This is a genomic window from Kribbella caucasensis (genome assembly GCF_004361855.1).
Lineage (GTDB): Bacteria > Actinomycetota > Actinomycetes > Propionibacteriales > Kribbellaceae > Kribbella > Kribbella caucasensis.
Genome location: NZ_SNWQ01000005.1, coordinates 207,381 through 222,785 on the forward strand (window position 1 = coordinate 207,381; position 15,405 = coordinate 222,785).

The window sequence follows — 15,405 nt, forward strand, 5'->3', positions numbered from 1 at the left end:
ACCACCTCAGCCAACCCCTCAGGCGCGCAGCCGCAGTCCTCGTGGCGTCGCGTGGAAACCGGCCTTGGCCAACGCATCCCCGAACGCCGTATGCCGCACCTGCTCGCCATCAGCCGTCTCGACGCTGAGCTTGCCCAGATGCCCATCCCGGATCGCCAGCGCCAACGCATCCACAGCGGGCTGCAAGGACTCTGGCTCCTCGGTGAAGCTCAGCACCGTCCGCCCGCCACGCTCGACGTAGACGATCAGCCGCCCGTCCACGAGCACGACCAGCGCACCCGCCTTCCGCCCAGGTCTGTGCCCACCCGCGTTCTCCCGCTCCGGCCACGGCAGCGCGGCACCATACGGATTCGCCGGATCAGACGCAGCCAGCACGACGGCGCGCGCAGCCGGTTCCTCCTTCTTCCCACGACCACGTTCAAGCGGACGTACCACGGAGCCTGGATCAACCCCAGTCGGCAGTTCCGCCAACGCACGCAGCCGATCAACAGCCCCAGGCAACGCGAACTGGGCCGCCCCCAGCCCGGCCACGAAGTACCCCCGCCGACAACGTCCCGACTCCTCAAAGGCACTCAGTACCTTGTAAACGGCCGCAAACCCACCCGGCGTTCGCTCGGTCATCACCGACCCGCGGGTGACGATCCCGTACCGATCGAGCAAGGTCTCCGCCGCCGCATGTGCTCGCCGAGTCGCATCCGGATTCCGCGCGGGCAGGAGCGACCATCGACCTCCAGCAGTCGGCGGACCACTCCGCGCGGGCATCGCCGGACGCCCCGGACGAATCGGCCGCCCCGGCCGCGCGCGCGGCGTAGTACGGCGGGTCCGGTGACTGCCTCGGCCGCCCCCGACCAGGGAGCGGATCGGGGCCAGAGTGTCGTTCGTCAGATGCCCGGCCCAGGCGAGATCCCACAGGATCCCGGCCAGCGTCTGGTCGTCCACGGTCCCGACAGACGAACCGACCACATCGCTCAACTGCCGGAAGAAGAACGCTCCACCGCCGGCCAACGCGTCGAGCACCGCCTGGTGCGTCTCGCCAAGCTCCAGAGCCGGATCCGGATCAGGCAAAGTCAGATCGCAGTTGTCGGCCAGATGCAACGACACCCACCCGTCCGTCCCCGGCAGCGAACCCGACCCGGCCCACACCACCTCACCCGTCGCCGTCAGCTCGTCGAGCATGGACGGCTGGTACCCCGGCACTCGCGACGGCAACACGATCGACTCGAGCGCGGACGCCGGCACAGCACACCCGGCCAACTGCTCGACGGCTCCCAGCAGTACGTCGTACCCCCGGCCGCGGCTGCTCGTGATCCCTTGCCAAGCGGGCAGGAATCGCGCCAGCGCAGCGGGATCGACCGGCTCGACCTCCTTCCGGAGCGCGGCCAGCGACCGACGCCGGAGCAAGCGCAGGATCTCGGCATCGCACCACTCCAACGCGATCCCACCCGGCAAGAACTCGCCCTCGACGACCCGGCCTGCCGAACTCAACCGGCGCAACGCATCCGTCACCACGGCAACGCCGATCCCGAAATGCGTCGCAAGATCGATCGCCCGGAACGGCCCATGCGTCCGCGCATACCGCGACACCAGGTCGCCCAGCGGATCCGCAACCGGCTCGGCATGCGCCTCGGCAACTCCAGGCGGCACCGGCACGCCGAGGGCGTCGCGCAAGCGGGCGACATCTTCGACCACTGCCCACCGGTGTTCGCCGGCGATACGGACTCGAACCACCCGACGCGCGGCAGCCAAGTCGGTCAACCAGGACTCCGCGTCAGCGCCATCCGCACAACGCTGGGACGCCTCGGCGACCGACAGCGGCCCGACCAGCCGCAGTACGTCGAACAGTCCCTCCGCATCGCGCGCGCGACGGTCCTCGGCCAGCCGCTGGAGCTCGGCCTCGGTCCGCAACACCACTTCGGCGTCGAGCAGCTCGCGAAGCTCTGTCCGCCCGAGCAACTCGGCCAGCAGGCTCTGGTCCAACGCCAGCGCGGCCGCGCGCTTCTCGGCCAGCGGCGCGTCGCCCTCGTACATGAAGGCGCCCACATACCCGAACAGCAACGACTTCGCGAACGGCGACGCCTCGGCCGTCTCGACCTCGACGACGGAGATCCGGCGCTCGCCGACCCCGGTGAGCAGATCCTTCAACGCATCGAGGTCGTAGACGTCCTGCAGCACCTCACGCAAGGTCTCCAGCACGATCGGGAACGACCCGTATTTGCTGGCCACACTCAACAACTGGGCCGATCGCTGCCGCTGCTGCCACAACGGCGACCGGCGACCCGGATTGCGCCGGGGGAGCAACAGCGCACGAGCCGCGCACTCCCGGAAGCGAGCGGCGAACAACGCCGACCCACCGACCTCGGCCGTGACCAGATCCTCGATCTCCGCGGGATCGAAGAGCACCAGCTCGGCACCGGGCGGCGGCTCGTCGGTCTCCGGCAACCGCAGCACGATCCCGTCATCACCCGAGACCGACTGCGCATCCATCCCGTATCGCTCGCGCAGGCGCGCCGCGATCGCCAGCGCCCACGGTCCGTGGACCTGACCGCCATACGGCGAGTGGATGCACACTCGCCAGTCGCCCAGCTCGTCGCGGAACCGCTCGACCACGATGGTCACGTCGTCCGGCACCCGGCTGGTCGCCTCGCGTTGCTCGCGGAGATAAGAGACCAGGTTGTTCGCCGCGAACTCGTCCAGACCGGCGTCGAGCGCCCGTTTGACCGCCTTCGCCGGTGGCAGCGAGGCCATCGTCCGGACGAAGGCACCGGTCGCCGCCCCGAGCTCGGCCGGCCGCCCGACGGCATCACCCTTCCAGAACGGGAGCCGCCCTGGCTGACCGGGCGCGGGCGAGACCAGGACCCGGTCGTGGGTGATGTCCTCGATCCGCCAACTGGACGCGCCGAGGGTGAACACATCGCCGACGCGGGACTCGTAGACCATCTCCTCGTCGAGCTCGCCGACGCGGTGGTTCGTGGATTCGCCGACCAGGAACACGCCGAACAGCCCGCGATCCGGGATCGTGCCGCCACTCGTCACCGCGAGCCGCTGCGCACCCGGCCGCCCCGAGATCTCGCCACTCACCCGGTCGAACACGATCCGCGGCCGCAACTCGGCGAACTCGTCCGACGGATACCGCCCGGACAACATGTCCAGCACCCCGTCGTACGCCGAACGGGGCAAGCCGGCGAACGGGGCGGCCCGGCGTACCAGACTGAACAGCTCGTCGACGTCGAGAGTGTCGAGCGCCACGATCGAGACGACCTGCTGGGCGAGCACGTCGAGCGGGTTCGCCGGGATGTGCAGGCTCTCGATCAGGCCCTCGCGCATCCGCTGCACCACGACGGCCGTGTCGACCAGGTCCCCGCGGAACTTGGGGAACAGCACACCCCTCGACACCGCGCCGACCTGGTGGCCCGCGCGCCCGACACGTTGCAGACCGCTGGCCACCGACGGCGGCGCCTCGACCTGGACGACGAGGTCGACGGCGCCCATGTCGATCCCGAGCTCCAGACTGCTCGTCGCGACCACGCACGGCAGCCGCCCGGACTTCAGGTCGGCCTCGATCAACGCGCGCTGCTCCTTGCTCACCGAACCGTGATGCGAGCGGGCGATCAACGTCGGCGCCGCGAGCGATGCACCCGATTGAGCCATCACCTGTGCGGGCTTGCCGAGCTCGGGGAGCTCCAGCTCGGCCCGCTCGGCGGCGATCTCGTTCAGCCGGGCTGTCAGCCGCTCGGCCAGCCGGCGGGAGTTGGTGAAGACGATGGTCGACCGATGAGCCGAGATCAGGTCGAAGACATGCTCCTCGACATGCGGCCAGATCGACGCGTGCTGGGGCGGACCCGCCGCCGGCCCGGAGGTCTCGACCTCGGTCGCCGCCAGCTCGGCCATGTCCTCGACCGGCACGACGACGCTGAGGTCCCACTGCTTCGTGTACTTCGGCTGGACCACTTTCACCGGCCGCTCGCCCCCGAGGAACCGCGCGACCTCGTCGACCGGCCGCACGGTCGCGGACAACCCGATCCGCTGCGCCGGCTTGGGCAGCAACGCGTCCAGCCGCTCCAACGTCAACGCCAGATGGGCGCCCCGCTTCGTCCCGGCGACAGCGTGCACCTCGTCGACGATCACGGTCTCCACCCCTCGCAGCGACTCACGGGCCTGCGAGGTGAGCAGCAGGAACAGTGACTCCGGGGTGGTGATCAGTACGTCGGACGGCTTGGTCGTGAACCTCCGCCGCTCGTTGGCAGGCGTGTCCCCCGAGCGCACCGCGACCTCGACCTCCATCGGCGCCTCGCCCAGCCGTCGTGCGGTCTCGCGGATGCCGATCAGCGGAGCCCGGAGATTTCGCTCGACGTCGACCGCCAGCGCCTTCAGCGGGGACACGTAGAGCACCCGGCAGCGCAGCTTCGGGTCGTCCGGTGGGGGAGACGTGGCCAGCCGATCCAGCGCCCAGAGGAAGGCGGCCAGCGTCTTGCCCGAGCCGGTGGGCGCGACGACCAGTGCGTCCCGGCCCGCGGTGATCGCGTCCCACGCCTCGAGCTGGGCCGGGGTGGCCGCCTCGAAGACGTCGCCGAACCACGCCCGGGTGGCGGGCGAGAATCGGCTCAACGCGGTGGACTTCTGCACGTCCACTATCTTGCCGGGTGGCTCCGACAGTTTTTCGCGGACGGCTCCGGAGGCGTTGTTGTCCCCCTCTTCTGGAATGATCGGCGGCATGAAGAACCGCGTGCGCATCGCGCTCGTCATCGTGGCGTGCCTGGTCAGTCTGACCGGCTGCGTGAAACTCGATGCCGACCTCAAGGTGAATTCGGACGAGACCGTCTCCGGCAACATGCAGATCGGGGTCGACAAGCAGCTGGTCCAGTCCAGCGGGCAGTCGCTCGACGCGGTCCGCGAACAGGTCGAGAAGCAGATCAAGCAGACTGCCACCGACGGGGTCACGTGCGAGGCGTTCGACGACGACAAGTACATCGGCTCCAAGTGCGACTTCGACAAGGTGCCGTTCAGCGAGATGGGCAGCTCGACCGGCGACGGCGTCGGCTTCCGCAAGGAGGGCGACCAGTTCAAGGTCACGGTCAAGGGCGGGGACCTGGGCAGCCAGGTGCCGGACAACGTGCAGCCGGTGATCAACTTCAAGATCACCATGCCCGGCAAGATCGTCGAGCACGATCCCGGCGCCGACGTGAGCGGGCGCACCGCGACGTACGACAGCATCGACGAGCTCGGCAACGTCTCGCTGACGTCCGAGGCCGGCGGCGGCTTCCCGATGTGGGCGATCATCCTCATCGTCGTGTTGGTGCTGATCGCGGCCGCCGCGGTGGTGTTCTTCGTGATGCGTGGGAAGAAGGGGGGCGGTCAGCCGTTCCCCGCTCAGTACGGTCAGTACCCGGGCCAGCCGCAGCAGGGCCAGTGGGGCGGCCAGTACGCCGGTCAGCCGGGCCCGGGTGGTCCGTACGGTCAGCAGGGTCCCCAGGGACCGCAGTACGGGCAGCAGGGTCCGCAGGGGCCAACGGGACCGCAGTACGGTCAGCCGGGTCAGGGGCAGTATCCGGGTCAGCCCCAGCAGTACCCAGGTCAGCCGCAGCAGGGCCAGCCTGGTCAGGGTCAACCGGGTCAAGGGCAGCCAGGCCAGTGGGGCGGTGGGCAGCAGCAGCCGCCACAGGGACCGCCGCAGCAGGGCGGTTGGGGACAGCCGCAACAGGGCCAGCCGCCGCAGCAGCAGGGTGGTGGATGGGGCCAGCCGCCACAGCAGGGTCAACCGCCGCAGGGACAGCAACCGCCGCAGCAGGGGCGACCCCCGCAGCAGGGCCAGCCCCCGCAGGGACAGCAGCCCCCGCAGCAAGGGCAACCGCCTCAGGGGCAGCCGCCGCAGCAGGGCGGCTGGGGACAGCCGCCGCGGGACGACGGGCGGGCATGAGGCTCACCGAATTCTGGGAACGGATGGACCGGCACCTCGGGTCGGCCTACGCGCGGACCTGGGCCGAGACCCAGGTCGTCCGCGAACTCGGCGGCCGCACGGTCACCGAAGCCCTGGCCGAAGGCGAATCGGCCAAGGCCGTCTGGCGCGCCGTCTGGGCACACCTCCAACTCCCGCCCAGCGAGCGCTGACCGCCACGACCGCACCCGTCACCAGTTGGTGATCGGGCCGGCGGTCAACGCGCTGGATGGGTCGGCGTGGCCGGTGGTCAGCTGCCGGCGAGGGTGCTTTGCGGCTCCTGGAGCGGGACCTCGGGTTCGGGGTCGCGCTTCTGCGCGAGCTTGCTCGGCCACCAGAGATGACGCCCGATGTCGAGGTTGAGCGCGGTCACCAGTACGGACCGCACCACGATGGTGTCCAGCAGTACGCCGAGCGCGACCGCGATCCCGATCTCCGCGAACGCAACCACCGGCATCGTGGCCAAGACCGCGAACGTCCCAGCCAGCACGAGCCCGGCCGACGTGATCACCCCACCAGTGGCCGCGACCCCGATCAGCGCACCACGCCGTGTCCCGTGCGTCTTGGCCTCCTCGTGCACCCGGGTCATCAGGAAGATGTTGTAGTCGATGCCCAGCGCAACCAGGAAGACGAACACGAACAACGGCAACGAGGGGTCGGCCCCCTCGAACCCGAGCAGGTACTTGAACACCAGAGCGCTCAGTCCCAGCGCGGCCCCGAACGACAGCACTACGGTTGCCACCAGCAACACAGGGGCAAACAGGGACCGCAGCAGTACCGCCAGGATCAACAGCACCACGAGCAGCACGACCGGAATGATCACCTTGTTGTCGTCGTTCGACGCCCGCTGTGTGTCCAGGATGATCGCGGTACCGCCCCCTGCCTTCGCGTCTGCTCCTGGGACATCATGTACGACGATCCGTACGCGATCGACCGTGTCCTTGGCGGCCTGACTGTCCGCGGGGTCGGCGAGGGTCCCCTCGAGGTACGCGAGCCCGCCCGCGGTTTGCGGCTCTGCCACGGAGGCGATCCCCTGGGTCGATGCCATCGCAGTACGGACGGCGCCGGCCTGATCGGCATTGCTGACCACGACGAGCGGATTGCCCGCGCCCGCCGGGAAGTGCGCTGCGACCACACGTTCACCGATCACCGAATCCGGCGTACCGGTGAACGACTCCTTGTTGGACAAGCCGTTCGCGTCGAGTGTCAGCATGCCGAGTGCTGCGACCCCTAGCAGGACGGTTGTGGTCACCCAGGTGAGTCGCGGCCGGATAGCGATCTTCCGGCCGATCCGTCCCCAGACGCTGGTCTCGGTGTGGTCGTCGGAGCCGTACGTCGGCCGTAGTGGCCAGAAGACCCAGCGGCCGCAGATGACGAGCAGCGCGGGCAACAGAGTCAGCATGGCGAGCAGGGCGATCACGATGCCGACAGCGGCGACCGGTCCCAGACCACGGGTCGAGTTCATCGATGCCAGCAGCAAGCAGAGCATTCCGGCGACCACTGTCGAACCGGAGGCCACAATGGCGGGCCCGGCCCGGTGCAGTGCGAACGCCATCGCCTCGTGCCGATCCTGGTGTCGGCGGAGTTCTTCCCGATAGCGGGCGACCAGTAACAGGGCATAGTCCGTCCCCGCGCCGAACACGAGCACTGTGAGGATCCCGGCGCTCTGTGCGTTGACGGTGAGGTCCGCCCTGGTCGCCAGCAGGTACACGACCGCCTGTGCAGCAAACAGAGCTATTCCTGCCGAGATCAGCGGGAGCAGCCAGAGCACCGGGCTGCGGTACGTGAGCAGCAGGATGACGATCACGACCGCGGCCGCCGAGTAGAGCAGCTTGCCGTCGATGCCGGCGAACGCTTCCTGCGAGTCGGCGGCGAATCCGCCCGGCCCGGTGATGTGGAACGACAACCCGTCCGGCCGGTCCTCGGCGATCCCGCGGAGGTCGTCTGCGCGTTCGCCGAGGACCTCCCAGCCGCCGTCACCCGCGTTGATCGGGACCAGGACCTGCAGAGCCTTGCCGTCCTCGGACGGGATCGGGCCGACGACATCGCGATCGACGTTCGCAAGGTCGCCGTACGCCCTGGCGTGACCCGCGACGGCCTGCTGATCCGCCGGCGTGATCCCGGAGTCCCGTTCGTACACCAGTACTGCGGGGATCTCGTCCGGCGAGGAGAACTGCGCGGTGGCCTTCAGCACTTCGGTGGACTCTGCGTTGCCGGGCAGCCAGGACACCGCGTCGTTGTCCTGTGCACCGGTCAGCTTCCCGGCCGGTCCGACGGACGCCGCTATCGCGACGATCCACAACGCCAGCACGATCCACTTCGATACTTTGCCGCACGGCAGCGCCGCGAGCCGTCCTACTCCACCCATCCGGAACCACGCCCCCTAGCCGGGGAGCCGCCCGCCCGCCGTACGCCGGGTCAAAGGACGACGGCACCCCTCGCCCAGCCTGTAGGTATGTAACGCGAAACGTCAACGAGCGCTGCGTAGTACTCCAGTCACCGTCTGCACGACTCGGGTGTGGTGTGGATCAGGAGGACCAACCCGTGCGGGCGGCCCACTCCTCGGCCGGCAGGTAGATCAGGTCGCACACGGGATCCTTCAGATCGGCGTACTCGCCCACTGTCTCGATCGGCAGCGTCGCCGCCTGCCGCTTGAACGCCCCGTACGCCGCCGCGGTGTCCGGGTGAGCCCGCAGGTAGTCGCGGAAGAGCAACGCGTACCGCTGGTTGGCGCGGCCCTCGACGCGGATGTGCAGGTTCACCCGTCGGCGGTACATGGGCTCCACGACGAGCCGTTTGACCCACTGCAGCTCGTCCGAGGGCAGCCCTGGTACTGCGTGGTCGCGGCGAGGCGGGCGGAGTTCCCAGTCGGCCTCCACCAGCAGTTGGGTGGCGTCGTCCAGCTGCGGTTCGCTGGACACGGTCGCCTGGATGTCGAGGATGTCCTTGGCCACCAGCTGTGGGACCGAGGTCGAGCCGATGTGATCCACCCGGGTGACGACCTCGCCGAGGATGCCACGCAGCACCTTGGCGGTCTTCTCGTACTGCGCGGCCCAGGTCGGGTCCGGCCGGACAATGGTGATCGAGCTCATGCGCCAGATCATTCCAGTGCCCGCACCACCTGGCCCAGTCCGTTTCGGTGCGACCGGCCCGACGCCGACCGGTTCACACTGGTTTCACCCGGAATGCTCTGGTTGTGAGGAGGTCGGCGGCGGCGTACGCGGCCTTGCGGATGCCCTTGCGCTCGTCGAAGAAGCCACCGACCACGCCGACGCCCGGGAGCTTCCCGAGCGCCCGGGCCGCGAGACTGCCGCGCGGACGCTCCTCGAAGACCTCACCGAGCCCGCCGAACAGCTTGGAGATCCGCCAGACGAGCCGGATGCCCCTGCGCAGCCCTGCTTCTCCTGCCTCATCTGAGTCGTCGGCGAGGCCCAACTGCTTGGCGACGTCCTGCCCGGCCGCCGTGGGATCGTCGTACTGGAGCACCTCGTCCGGAGTGATCGGCCGCGCCGTCAACACGCGCGCCATGATCGCCGTACGGTCCGCGTGCGCCTCCACGCCGTACTCGCGGCAGACAGCACCGATCACCATCGCCTGTACTGCGGCGCCGAGGGTGTCCTTGATCGGGAGGCGGTCGGCGGCGGCCCCGCTGATCCGGGGGAGTCCCGCGACCACAGCGGCGAATCCGCCGAGCCGTTCCACCCACCAGTCGCACCGGTCGGCCAGTGGCAGCGTCGGCCACTCGGTGTGCCCCGGGACCTTCATCCGCAACAGCCGGTCGATGGCCGCGATCAGAGCCTTCTCGGCGAGGTTCGGGTGCTCCTGGGCGGAGTACTCGGTGAGGATGCTGCGGATGAAGAACGGGTCCTCGGTACGGAGTGCGTCGAGCACCGAGTCGATGCCGAACTCGACCCGGCTGAGCGCGAGGACGACGGCGGAATCAGGGATGTCGGGACGGTCGGTCACGCCCGCCAGGGTAGGTAGTCGCGGGTCCAGTGCCCCGCGTCGGGGTACTGGCGCAGCTGTTGGGTGGGTTCCGGCGTGTCAGTTGTGATTCGAACACGTGTTCGGGCTAGTTTGTCTCTTACAAGTCCGGCGGACCGGGCCCGGTTGTCCACAGCTTCAGGATTCATCCGGAAACTGTCCGTCGAAACCAATACCGTCTCTGGCGACAACGAAATTCCGGGCGGCTGGCACAGCGGCCCCGATCACTAGATGGGTTAGGTGGCAGTCACATGGCTGGTGCAGCGAGCGCGGAACGGGTCGCGGCGGATCGTGAGAAGGCGCTGGCGACCGCGCTGACGCAGATCGAGCGGCAGTGTGGCAAGGGTGCCGTGATGCGCCTCGGCGAGCAGGGCAGGGCTCCGATCGAGGTGATCCCGACCGGCGCGATCGCGCTCGACATCGCGCTCGGGATCGGCGGTCTGCCGCGCGGCCGGGTGGTGGAGATCTACGGCCCGGAGTCCTCCGGTAAGACGACGGTCGCGTTGCACGCGGTTGCGAACGCCCAGCGCGCCGGCGGGATCGCCGCCTTCATCGACGCCGAGCACGCCCTCGACCCGGACTACGCGCGCAAGCTCGGGGTGGACACCGACGCCCTGCTGGTCTCCCAGCCGGACTCCGGTGAGCAGGCGCTGGAGATCGCCGACATGCTGGTCCGCTCCGGTGCGATCGACATCGTCGTGATCGACTCGGTGGCCGCGCTGGTGCCGCGGGCCGAGATCGAGGGTGAGATGGGTGACAGTCACGTCGGTCTGCAGGCCCGGCTGATGAGCCAGGCGCTGCGCAAGATGACCGGTGCGGTCAGCGGGACCAACACCACCGCGATCTTCATCAACCAGCTGCGCGAGAAGATCGGCGTCATGTTCGGCTCACCGGAGACCACGACCGGTGGTAAGGCGCTGAAGTTCTACGCCTCGGTGCGGCTGGACGTGCGCCGGATCGAGTCGCTCAAGGACGGCACCGACGTCGTCGGCAACCGGACCCGGGTCAAGGTCGTGAAGAACAAGGTGGCCCCGCCGTTCAAGCAGGCCGAGTTCGACATCATCTACGGCGAGGGCATCAGCCGCGAGGGCGGTCTGCTCGACCTCGGTGTGGAGCAGGGCTTCGTCCGCAAGGCCGGTGCCTGGTTCACCTACGAGAGCGACCAGCTCGGCCAGGGCCGGGAGAACGCGCGGAACTTCCTGCGCGACAACCCGGATCTGGCCAACGAGCTGGAGAAGAAGATCAAGGAGAAGATGGGCATCGGCCCGACCTTGGACCAGCCGGCCGAGAAGCCGGCCGAGGTCGATGTCGACTTCTGACCACCCCGCCACCGGTAACAGTGCTTCCCAACGGCCGGGCACCTTGCCCGAATCCGACCGGCCAAGCACTCCGCCCGACTCCGACAGGCTGGCTCTGGCGCGCCGACTCCTGGCCGCCGGTACTGCGACCTCGGGGCGCCCCGCTTCCAACGACGGAGCGCCCGAGGCCGCAGCGCCGGACAGCGAGGCACTCGGAGGGACTGCGTTCAGGAGTACCGCATCCCCCGACGGCATGACCGCGGCTGGTGGTGCCGCTACCTCGGTCACCACGACCGCCTCGCGTGCCTCGGGTATCTCCGGCGGCGCGGACATTTCGCGTGGCGCGGACGCACCGGATGGTGCTGATGTACGGGGTGGTGCTGACGGCTTCGGTGCTGCTTCTGGGCGTGCTGAGCGGGGGAGTGGTGGTGCGGGGGCGCGGCGGAGCGGGCGGTTCGGATCCGGCCAGTCTGGGTTCGGGTCTGGTCGGTCCGGGTTCGGGTCTGGTCGGTCTGGGCGGAGGCGGTCTCGGACGCAGGATGAGCCTGAGGTGCCGGCGGATCCTGAGCTCGATCAGGCGGCTGACCCACATTCGGCCGCACGGACGATCCTGCTCGACAAGCTGACCGGCCAGCCGCGAACCCGGGCCGAACTCGCCGACCTGCTGGCCGAGCGGGAGATCCCCGACGACGTCGCCGCCGAGGTCCTAGACCGTTTCACCGATGTCGGCCTGATCGACGACGCCGCCTTCGCCAACGCCTGGGTCGAATCCCGTCACCGCGGCCGCGGACTCGGCAAACGCGCCCTCGCCCAGGAGCTCCGCCGCCGCGGCGTCGACGACGAACTTGCCCGCGACGCCCTGGACGAGCTCGATCCCGTTCAGGAGGAGGAGACCGCCCGGGCACTGGTCCGCAAGAAGCTCCGCACAATGCGTTCCCTGGACCGGCAGGTCGCCATGCGCCGCCTCCTCGGCCTGCTCGCCCGCAAGGGCTACCCAGCCGGCCTCGCCCTCCAGATCGTCAAACAAGAACTCGCCGCCACCGACGAAGAACTTCCACTCCTCAACGACTCAGGCCTCGGCCCGGAGTAGCCCCGTCACCAGGGGACGTGCTTCAGGCCTCGACCCCGGAATAGCTCGGCCACCAGGAGCGCCTCAGCACTCGGCCCCGGATTAGCTCCGCCACCACGAGAGCGCCTCAGCACTCGGCCCCGGAGTAGCTCCGCTACCGGGAGTTCAGAGGTGTGCGCCGAAGAGGTGGTTGATCTGCTGGAACCACTCCGGGTACATCGCGGCCTTGCGGGCATGCAGGTCATAGACCGATTTGCCGACGTCGGGATCGAGATCGTCGGACATGCGGACCGCCGAGATCTTCGCCAGGTAGTCGAGCATGCGATCGTCTCCGTCGAGATGGAGCGGATCGTGCATGTACCGCTCGAGCGCCGCGAGATCGGAAACCGCCGTCACGTAGGTATGCGTGAACCCGTCCGCCGGATCCCCGAGGTCCTGCCCGACGACACCGAACGCCACCGAATCCAGCGAGGCCGTCCGCCGCATTAGCGCGAGCACCTCCTCCTGCTGAGCAACGGCAATCCCGTCCTTGAACCGGAACCGCAACACGTTGACGAACACGCGCACTCCTCACCTGTCGATTCAATATGCACTTACTGGTGCAATCTAACAGACCATGGAGTCTCGTCGATGGTGTGGGAGAGAGCGGGACGAGGCGGGACGCGAGCGGGGAGGGCCAGTCGGGGTGGGGCGGGGCGCGGGATGAGGCGGGACGAGGCGCGGCGCGGGATGAGGCGGGACGAGGCGCGGCGCGAGCGAGGCGGGCGAGGGCAGCGTGGGGTGGGCGGAGCGCGGGGCGAGTGGGGTGGGACGAGGCGCGCTACGCGAGCGGGGCAGGGTGGGGCCAGGCGGGATCGGATGCGGGACGAGGCGGGATGGGGTGTGGGACGAGACGGGGCGGGGGGCGCTACGAGCGGGGATTGGGGCGGTGGCGCGAGGGCGATTCGGGTGGCGGCCTGTGGTGGTGTGGGCGTACAGCCGGGAGGGTCAGTCGTGCGCGGCTAGGATCGCTCGGGCTGGGCGGGCTCGAGATCGCGAACGCGTGGATCCGGGTTATCCACGAGCAGGAGAGGCGGGGGCGGGATGTCCTATGTCGGCTCGTATGTCTGGCGCCTTCGGCAACGGGTTGGGGCTGAGTTGCTGCTGATGCCCCGGTGCTCAGGTGGTTGTGGTCGACGCTGAGGAGCGGATCCTGTTCCAGCGGCGACGGGATTCCGGGTACTGGGAGTTTCCGGCGCGTGCTGCTGAGCCGGATTCCGGGTTTCGCGGTACTGCGGTTCGTGAACTGCAGGAGGAATCCGGGCTCCTCGTACGGGAGGACGATCTCGCTGCGTTCGCATCGCTGTCCGATCCGGATGTGCATGTGATCACCTATCCGAACGGTGATCGGATGCACTGCTTCGCCCTCTGTTTCGAAGCTCGAACGTGGACCGGCAGCCTCGCGCCGAACTCTGATGAGGTCCTCGAAGCAGCCTTCTTCACCATGACGAGTCCACCCGAGCCGCTGCAGCCGCAAACCCGCGCTGTTCTGGACTTGTACATCGCCTACCGGGGTACCGGCGTCTTCCAGACTCGGTGACCAAGGCAACCGATTCGAGCCGCTCGGTGTGGTCTGGGCTGCTCGTCCTCGGGCAGACGTCGAGAGCCGACGCCGGTGGGCCGTCGGGGGTCACCGATAGATGCTTGTGTCACCACCAGCGGATGCAACACGCCAGCGGTGACACGAGCCGCCAGCGGCGCCGCCAGGCGGCGGCGCGGTGAGGCGGTGGCGCGGTGAGGCGGCCCCCCGCCGGCGGACCTCGGGCGCTCCACGCGCCGTGGCGGACCGCCAGACCATCAAATGCACCCGATTCCTCGCCCGGCCACGCTCAACCAGAACGGCTGTCCGCCAAATGTGATGGCCTGGCGGTCCACATAGCTGGACGTATCCGCTCCGGGCGCGACCGCCTCTACCAAGCTCAGGTCCGACGAGTCGGGGTGGCGCCGTAAGTGGGGTGATGGGGCAAGCGGTTGGATGTGGGCAACGGTTCGAGGGTCTGGGGCAACCGGTTTGTGATGGGGAAGGCGGTCCGGGGAGGGTCACTCGGCGGGGCGAGGGGGCCGCTTGGTGATTGAGGCAACCAAAGGGGGTGGTGCCGGTGGAGAACTGGGGGAGCGGACGGCGAGGGGCGTTGACGGGTTGGAATCGACGGTGTGTTATCCGAAGTAGGCCGGGTTTTACGGACCGGTGCGTACGCTGGGATTTTCGTCGTCGATCCGCCCCTGACACCTCTCGGAGGGTCCAATGAACGATTTCCAGGAACAGGCGAAGAACTGGCTCCGGAACGTCGTCAAGCAGAACCCGGACAAGATCAAGGCCGGTGTCGAGAAGGCCGGCGACCTGATCGACAAGCAGACCGGTGGGAAGTACGCCGAGAAGGTCGACACCGTTCAGGAGAAGGTCGGTCAGTACGTCGATTCCCAATCCGGTCAGCCGTCCTCCGAAGACGCGCCAGAAAGCACCGAAACCACCACCGACCCCACGTCCTCGGGCAACACACCAACCCCCGGCGGCGGAGACCCCAGCCCCTACCAGCCAGAGTCCGACCCAACCTCAACCGACCCCGAGTCAACAGACTCCGAGTCAACCGAGCCCGCCGACTCCAGCTCAACCGAGCCCGCCGACCCAACCGACTCGGTCCCAGCGGATTCCGACGCTGCGGACCCTGGTACGGCGGACGCCGGCACCGCCGAGTCCAGTTCGGTTGACTCCGACTCGACCGACCCGGGCCCTGCTGACTTCGCGCCTGTTGACTCGGATTCGGCCGACCCTGACTCAGTCGACTCCGGCCCGGCCGACCCAAGCCAGGCCGAGGGTGAAGCGGATCCGGCCGGTGAGGCGTCTGTCGGAGATCGAGGCGACAGTGCTGGCGATCGGCAATCCGGCGGCACCACCTGATCGGTACCTACCCGCCAGCCCGGCTAGAAACCGCCGAGTGTCGAGGGGTCCTGCCGCGGGAGTCGCAGGGCGAGCCGACAGGCAGCAGCCGGGCGCGGCTCGTCGCGGAAAGTGACGAGGTGACTCTAGATTGTCACGCGGATGCATGGCGTGGGCAGATCGCGGAGTCGGTGGCGTGAGCCGG

The 15,405-nt window shown here is 68.8% G+C and carries 11 protein-coding genes; 6 read left to right on the forward strand and 5 right to left on the reverse strand.

Going from position 1 to position 15,405, the window contains the following annotated elements; genetic code table 11:
- Positions 1-18 precede the first annotated feature (18 nt).
- Positions 19-4,632, reverse strand: coding sequence for an ATP-dependent helicase (locus tag EV643_RS12750; RefSeq protein ID WP_133800416.1), 4,614 nt, complete (start codon positions 4,630-4,632; stop codon positions 19-21).
- A 79-nt stretch (positions 4,633-4,711) separates the two neighbouring features.
- On the opposite strand from EV643_RS12750, the gene EV643_RS12755 reads away from it, so the two are divergent.
- Entirely contained in the window at positions 4,712-5,914 is a 1,203-nt protein-coding gene (locus EV643_RS12755; protein WP_133800237.1) for an LppM family (lipo)protein, read from the forward strand.
- The gene (locus EV643_RS12760) at positions 5,911-6,105 is read left to right on the forward strand and encodes a DUF3046 domain-containing protein (protein ID WP_133800238.1); all 195 of its coding nucleotides are present in this window, start codon (positions 5,911-5,913) and stop codon (positions 6,103-6,105) included. The genes EV643_RS12755 and EV643_RS12760 overlap by 4 nt, the downstream gene beginning before the upstream one ends.
- A gap of 77 nt (positions 6,106-6,182) precedes the next feature.
- Here EV643_RS12760 and EV643_RS12765 read toward each other — a convergent pair whose 3' ends face one another.
- The 3 genes from EV643_RS12765 to EV643_RS12775 all read right to left on the reverse strand — a co-directional run bounded on the left by EV643_RS12765 (position 6,183) and on the right by EV643_RS12775 (position 9,898).
- A complete protein-coding gene (locus EV643_RS12765) occupies positions 6,183-8,300 on the reverse strand; it encodes an MMPL family transporter (protein WP_133800239.1) in 2,118 nt (705 codons plus the stop codon).
- A 160-nt stretch (positions 8,301-8,460) separates the two neighbouring features.
- The gene (locus EV643_RS12770) at positions 8,461-9,024 is read right to left on the reverse strand and encodes a GrpB family protein (RefSeq protein WP_133800240.1); all 564 of its coding nucleotides are present in this window, start codon (positions 9,022-9,024) and stop codon (positions 8,461-8,463) included.
- Between the two features lie 73 nt (positions 9,025-9,097).
- Positions 9,098-9,898 carry a hypothetical protein gene (locus tag EV643_RS12775; protein ID WP_133800241.1) on the reverse strand — a complete coding sequence of 267 codons (801 nt, stop codon included), beginning with the start codon at positions 9,896-9,898 and terminating at the stop codon, positions 9,098-9,100.
- A gap of 269 nt (positions 9,899-10,167) precedes the next feature.
- Between EV643_RS12775 and recA the strand changes: the two genes are divergently transcribed.
- Both recA and EV643_RS12785 read left to right on the forward strand, forming a co-directional pair.
- Positions 10,168-11,235 (forward strand): recombinase RecA, encoded by a 1,068-nt coding sequence (gene recA / locus EV643_RS12780; RefSeq protein WP_133800242.1) that lies wholly within the window; start codon positions 10,168-10,170, stop codon positions 11,233-11,235.
- Between the two features lie 529 nt (positions 11,236-11,764).
- On the forward strand, positions 11,765-12,304 hold the full coding sequence (locus EV643_RS12785; protein WP_202869534.1) for a regulatory protein RecX: 540 nt from the start codon (positions 11,765-11,767) through the stop codon (positions 12,302-12,304).
- 144 nt (positions 12,305-12,448) lie between these two features.
- Here EV643_RS12785 and EV643_RS12790 read toward each other — a convergent pair whose 3' ends face one another.
- Complete coding sequence (locus tag EV643_RS12790; protein ID WP_133800243.1) at positions 12,449-12,844, reverse strand: Dabb family protein; 396 nt, start codon at positions 12,842-12,844, stop codon at positions 12,449-12,451.
- 601 nt (positions 12,845-13,445) lie between these two features.
- Between EV643_RS12790 and EV643_RS12795 the strand changes: the two genes are divergently transcribed.
- Both EV643_RS12795 and EV643_RS12800 read left to right on the forward strand, forming a co-directional pair.
- Complete coding sequence (locus tag EV643_RS12795) at positions 13,446-13,862, forward strand: NUDIX domain-containing protein (protein WP_202869535.1); 417 nt, start codon at positions 13,446-13,448, stop codon at positions 13,860-13,862.
- A 705-nt stretch (positions 13,863-14,567) separates the two neighbouring features.
- Positions 14,568-15,221 carry an antitoxin gene (locus EV643_RS12800; RefSeq protein WP_133800244.1) on the forward strand — a complete coding sequence of 218 codons (654 nt, stop codon included), beginning with the start codon at positions 14,568-14,570 and terminating at the stop codon, positions 15,219-15,221.
- Positions 15,222-15,405: the final 184 nt, after the last annotated feature.

What these genes read in the sequence shown, in the direction of transcription:
- EV643_RS12765 (WP_133800239.1), bottom strand. Translation starts at nt 8,300, where the DNA reads ATGGGTGGAGTAGGACGGCTCGCGGCGCTGCCGTGCGGCAAAGTATCG.
- EV643_RS12800 (WP_133800244.1), top strand. Translation starts at nt 14,568, where the DNA reads ATGAACGATTTCCAGGAACAGGCGAAGAACTGGCTCCGGAACGTCGTC.
- EV643_RS12755 (WP_133800237.1), top strand. Translation starts at nt 4,712, where the DNA reads ATGAAGAACCGCGTGCGCATCGCGCTCGTCATCGTGGCGTGCCTGGTC.
- recA (WP_133800242.1), top strand. Translation starts at nt 10,168, where the DNA reads ATGGCTGGTGCAGCGAGCGCGGAACGGGTCGCGGCGGATCGTGAGAAG.
- EV643_RS12760 (WP_133800238.1), top strand. Translation starts at nt 5,911, where the DNA reads ATGAGGCTCACCGAATTCTGGGAACGGATGGACCGGCACCTCGGGTCG.
- EV643_RS12770 (WP_133800240.1), bottom strand. Translation starts at nt 9,024, where the DNA reads ATGAGCTCGATCACCATTGTCCGGCCGGACCCGACCTGGGCCGCGCAG.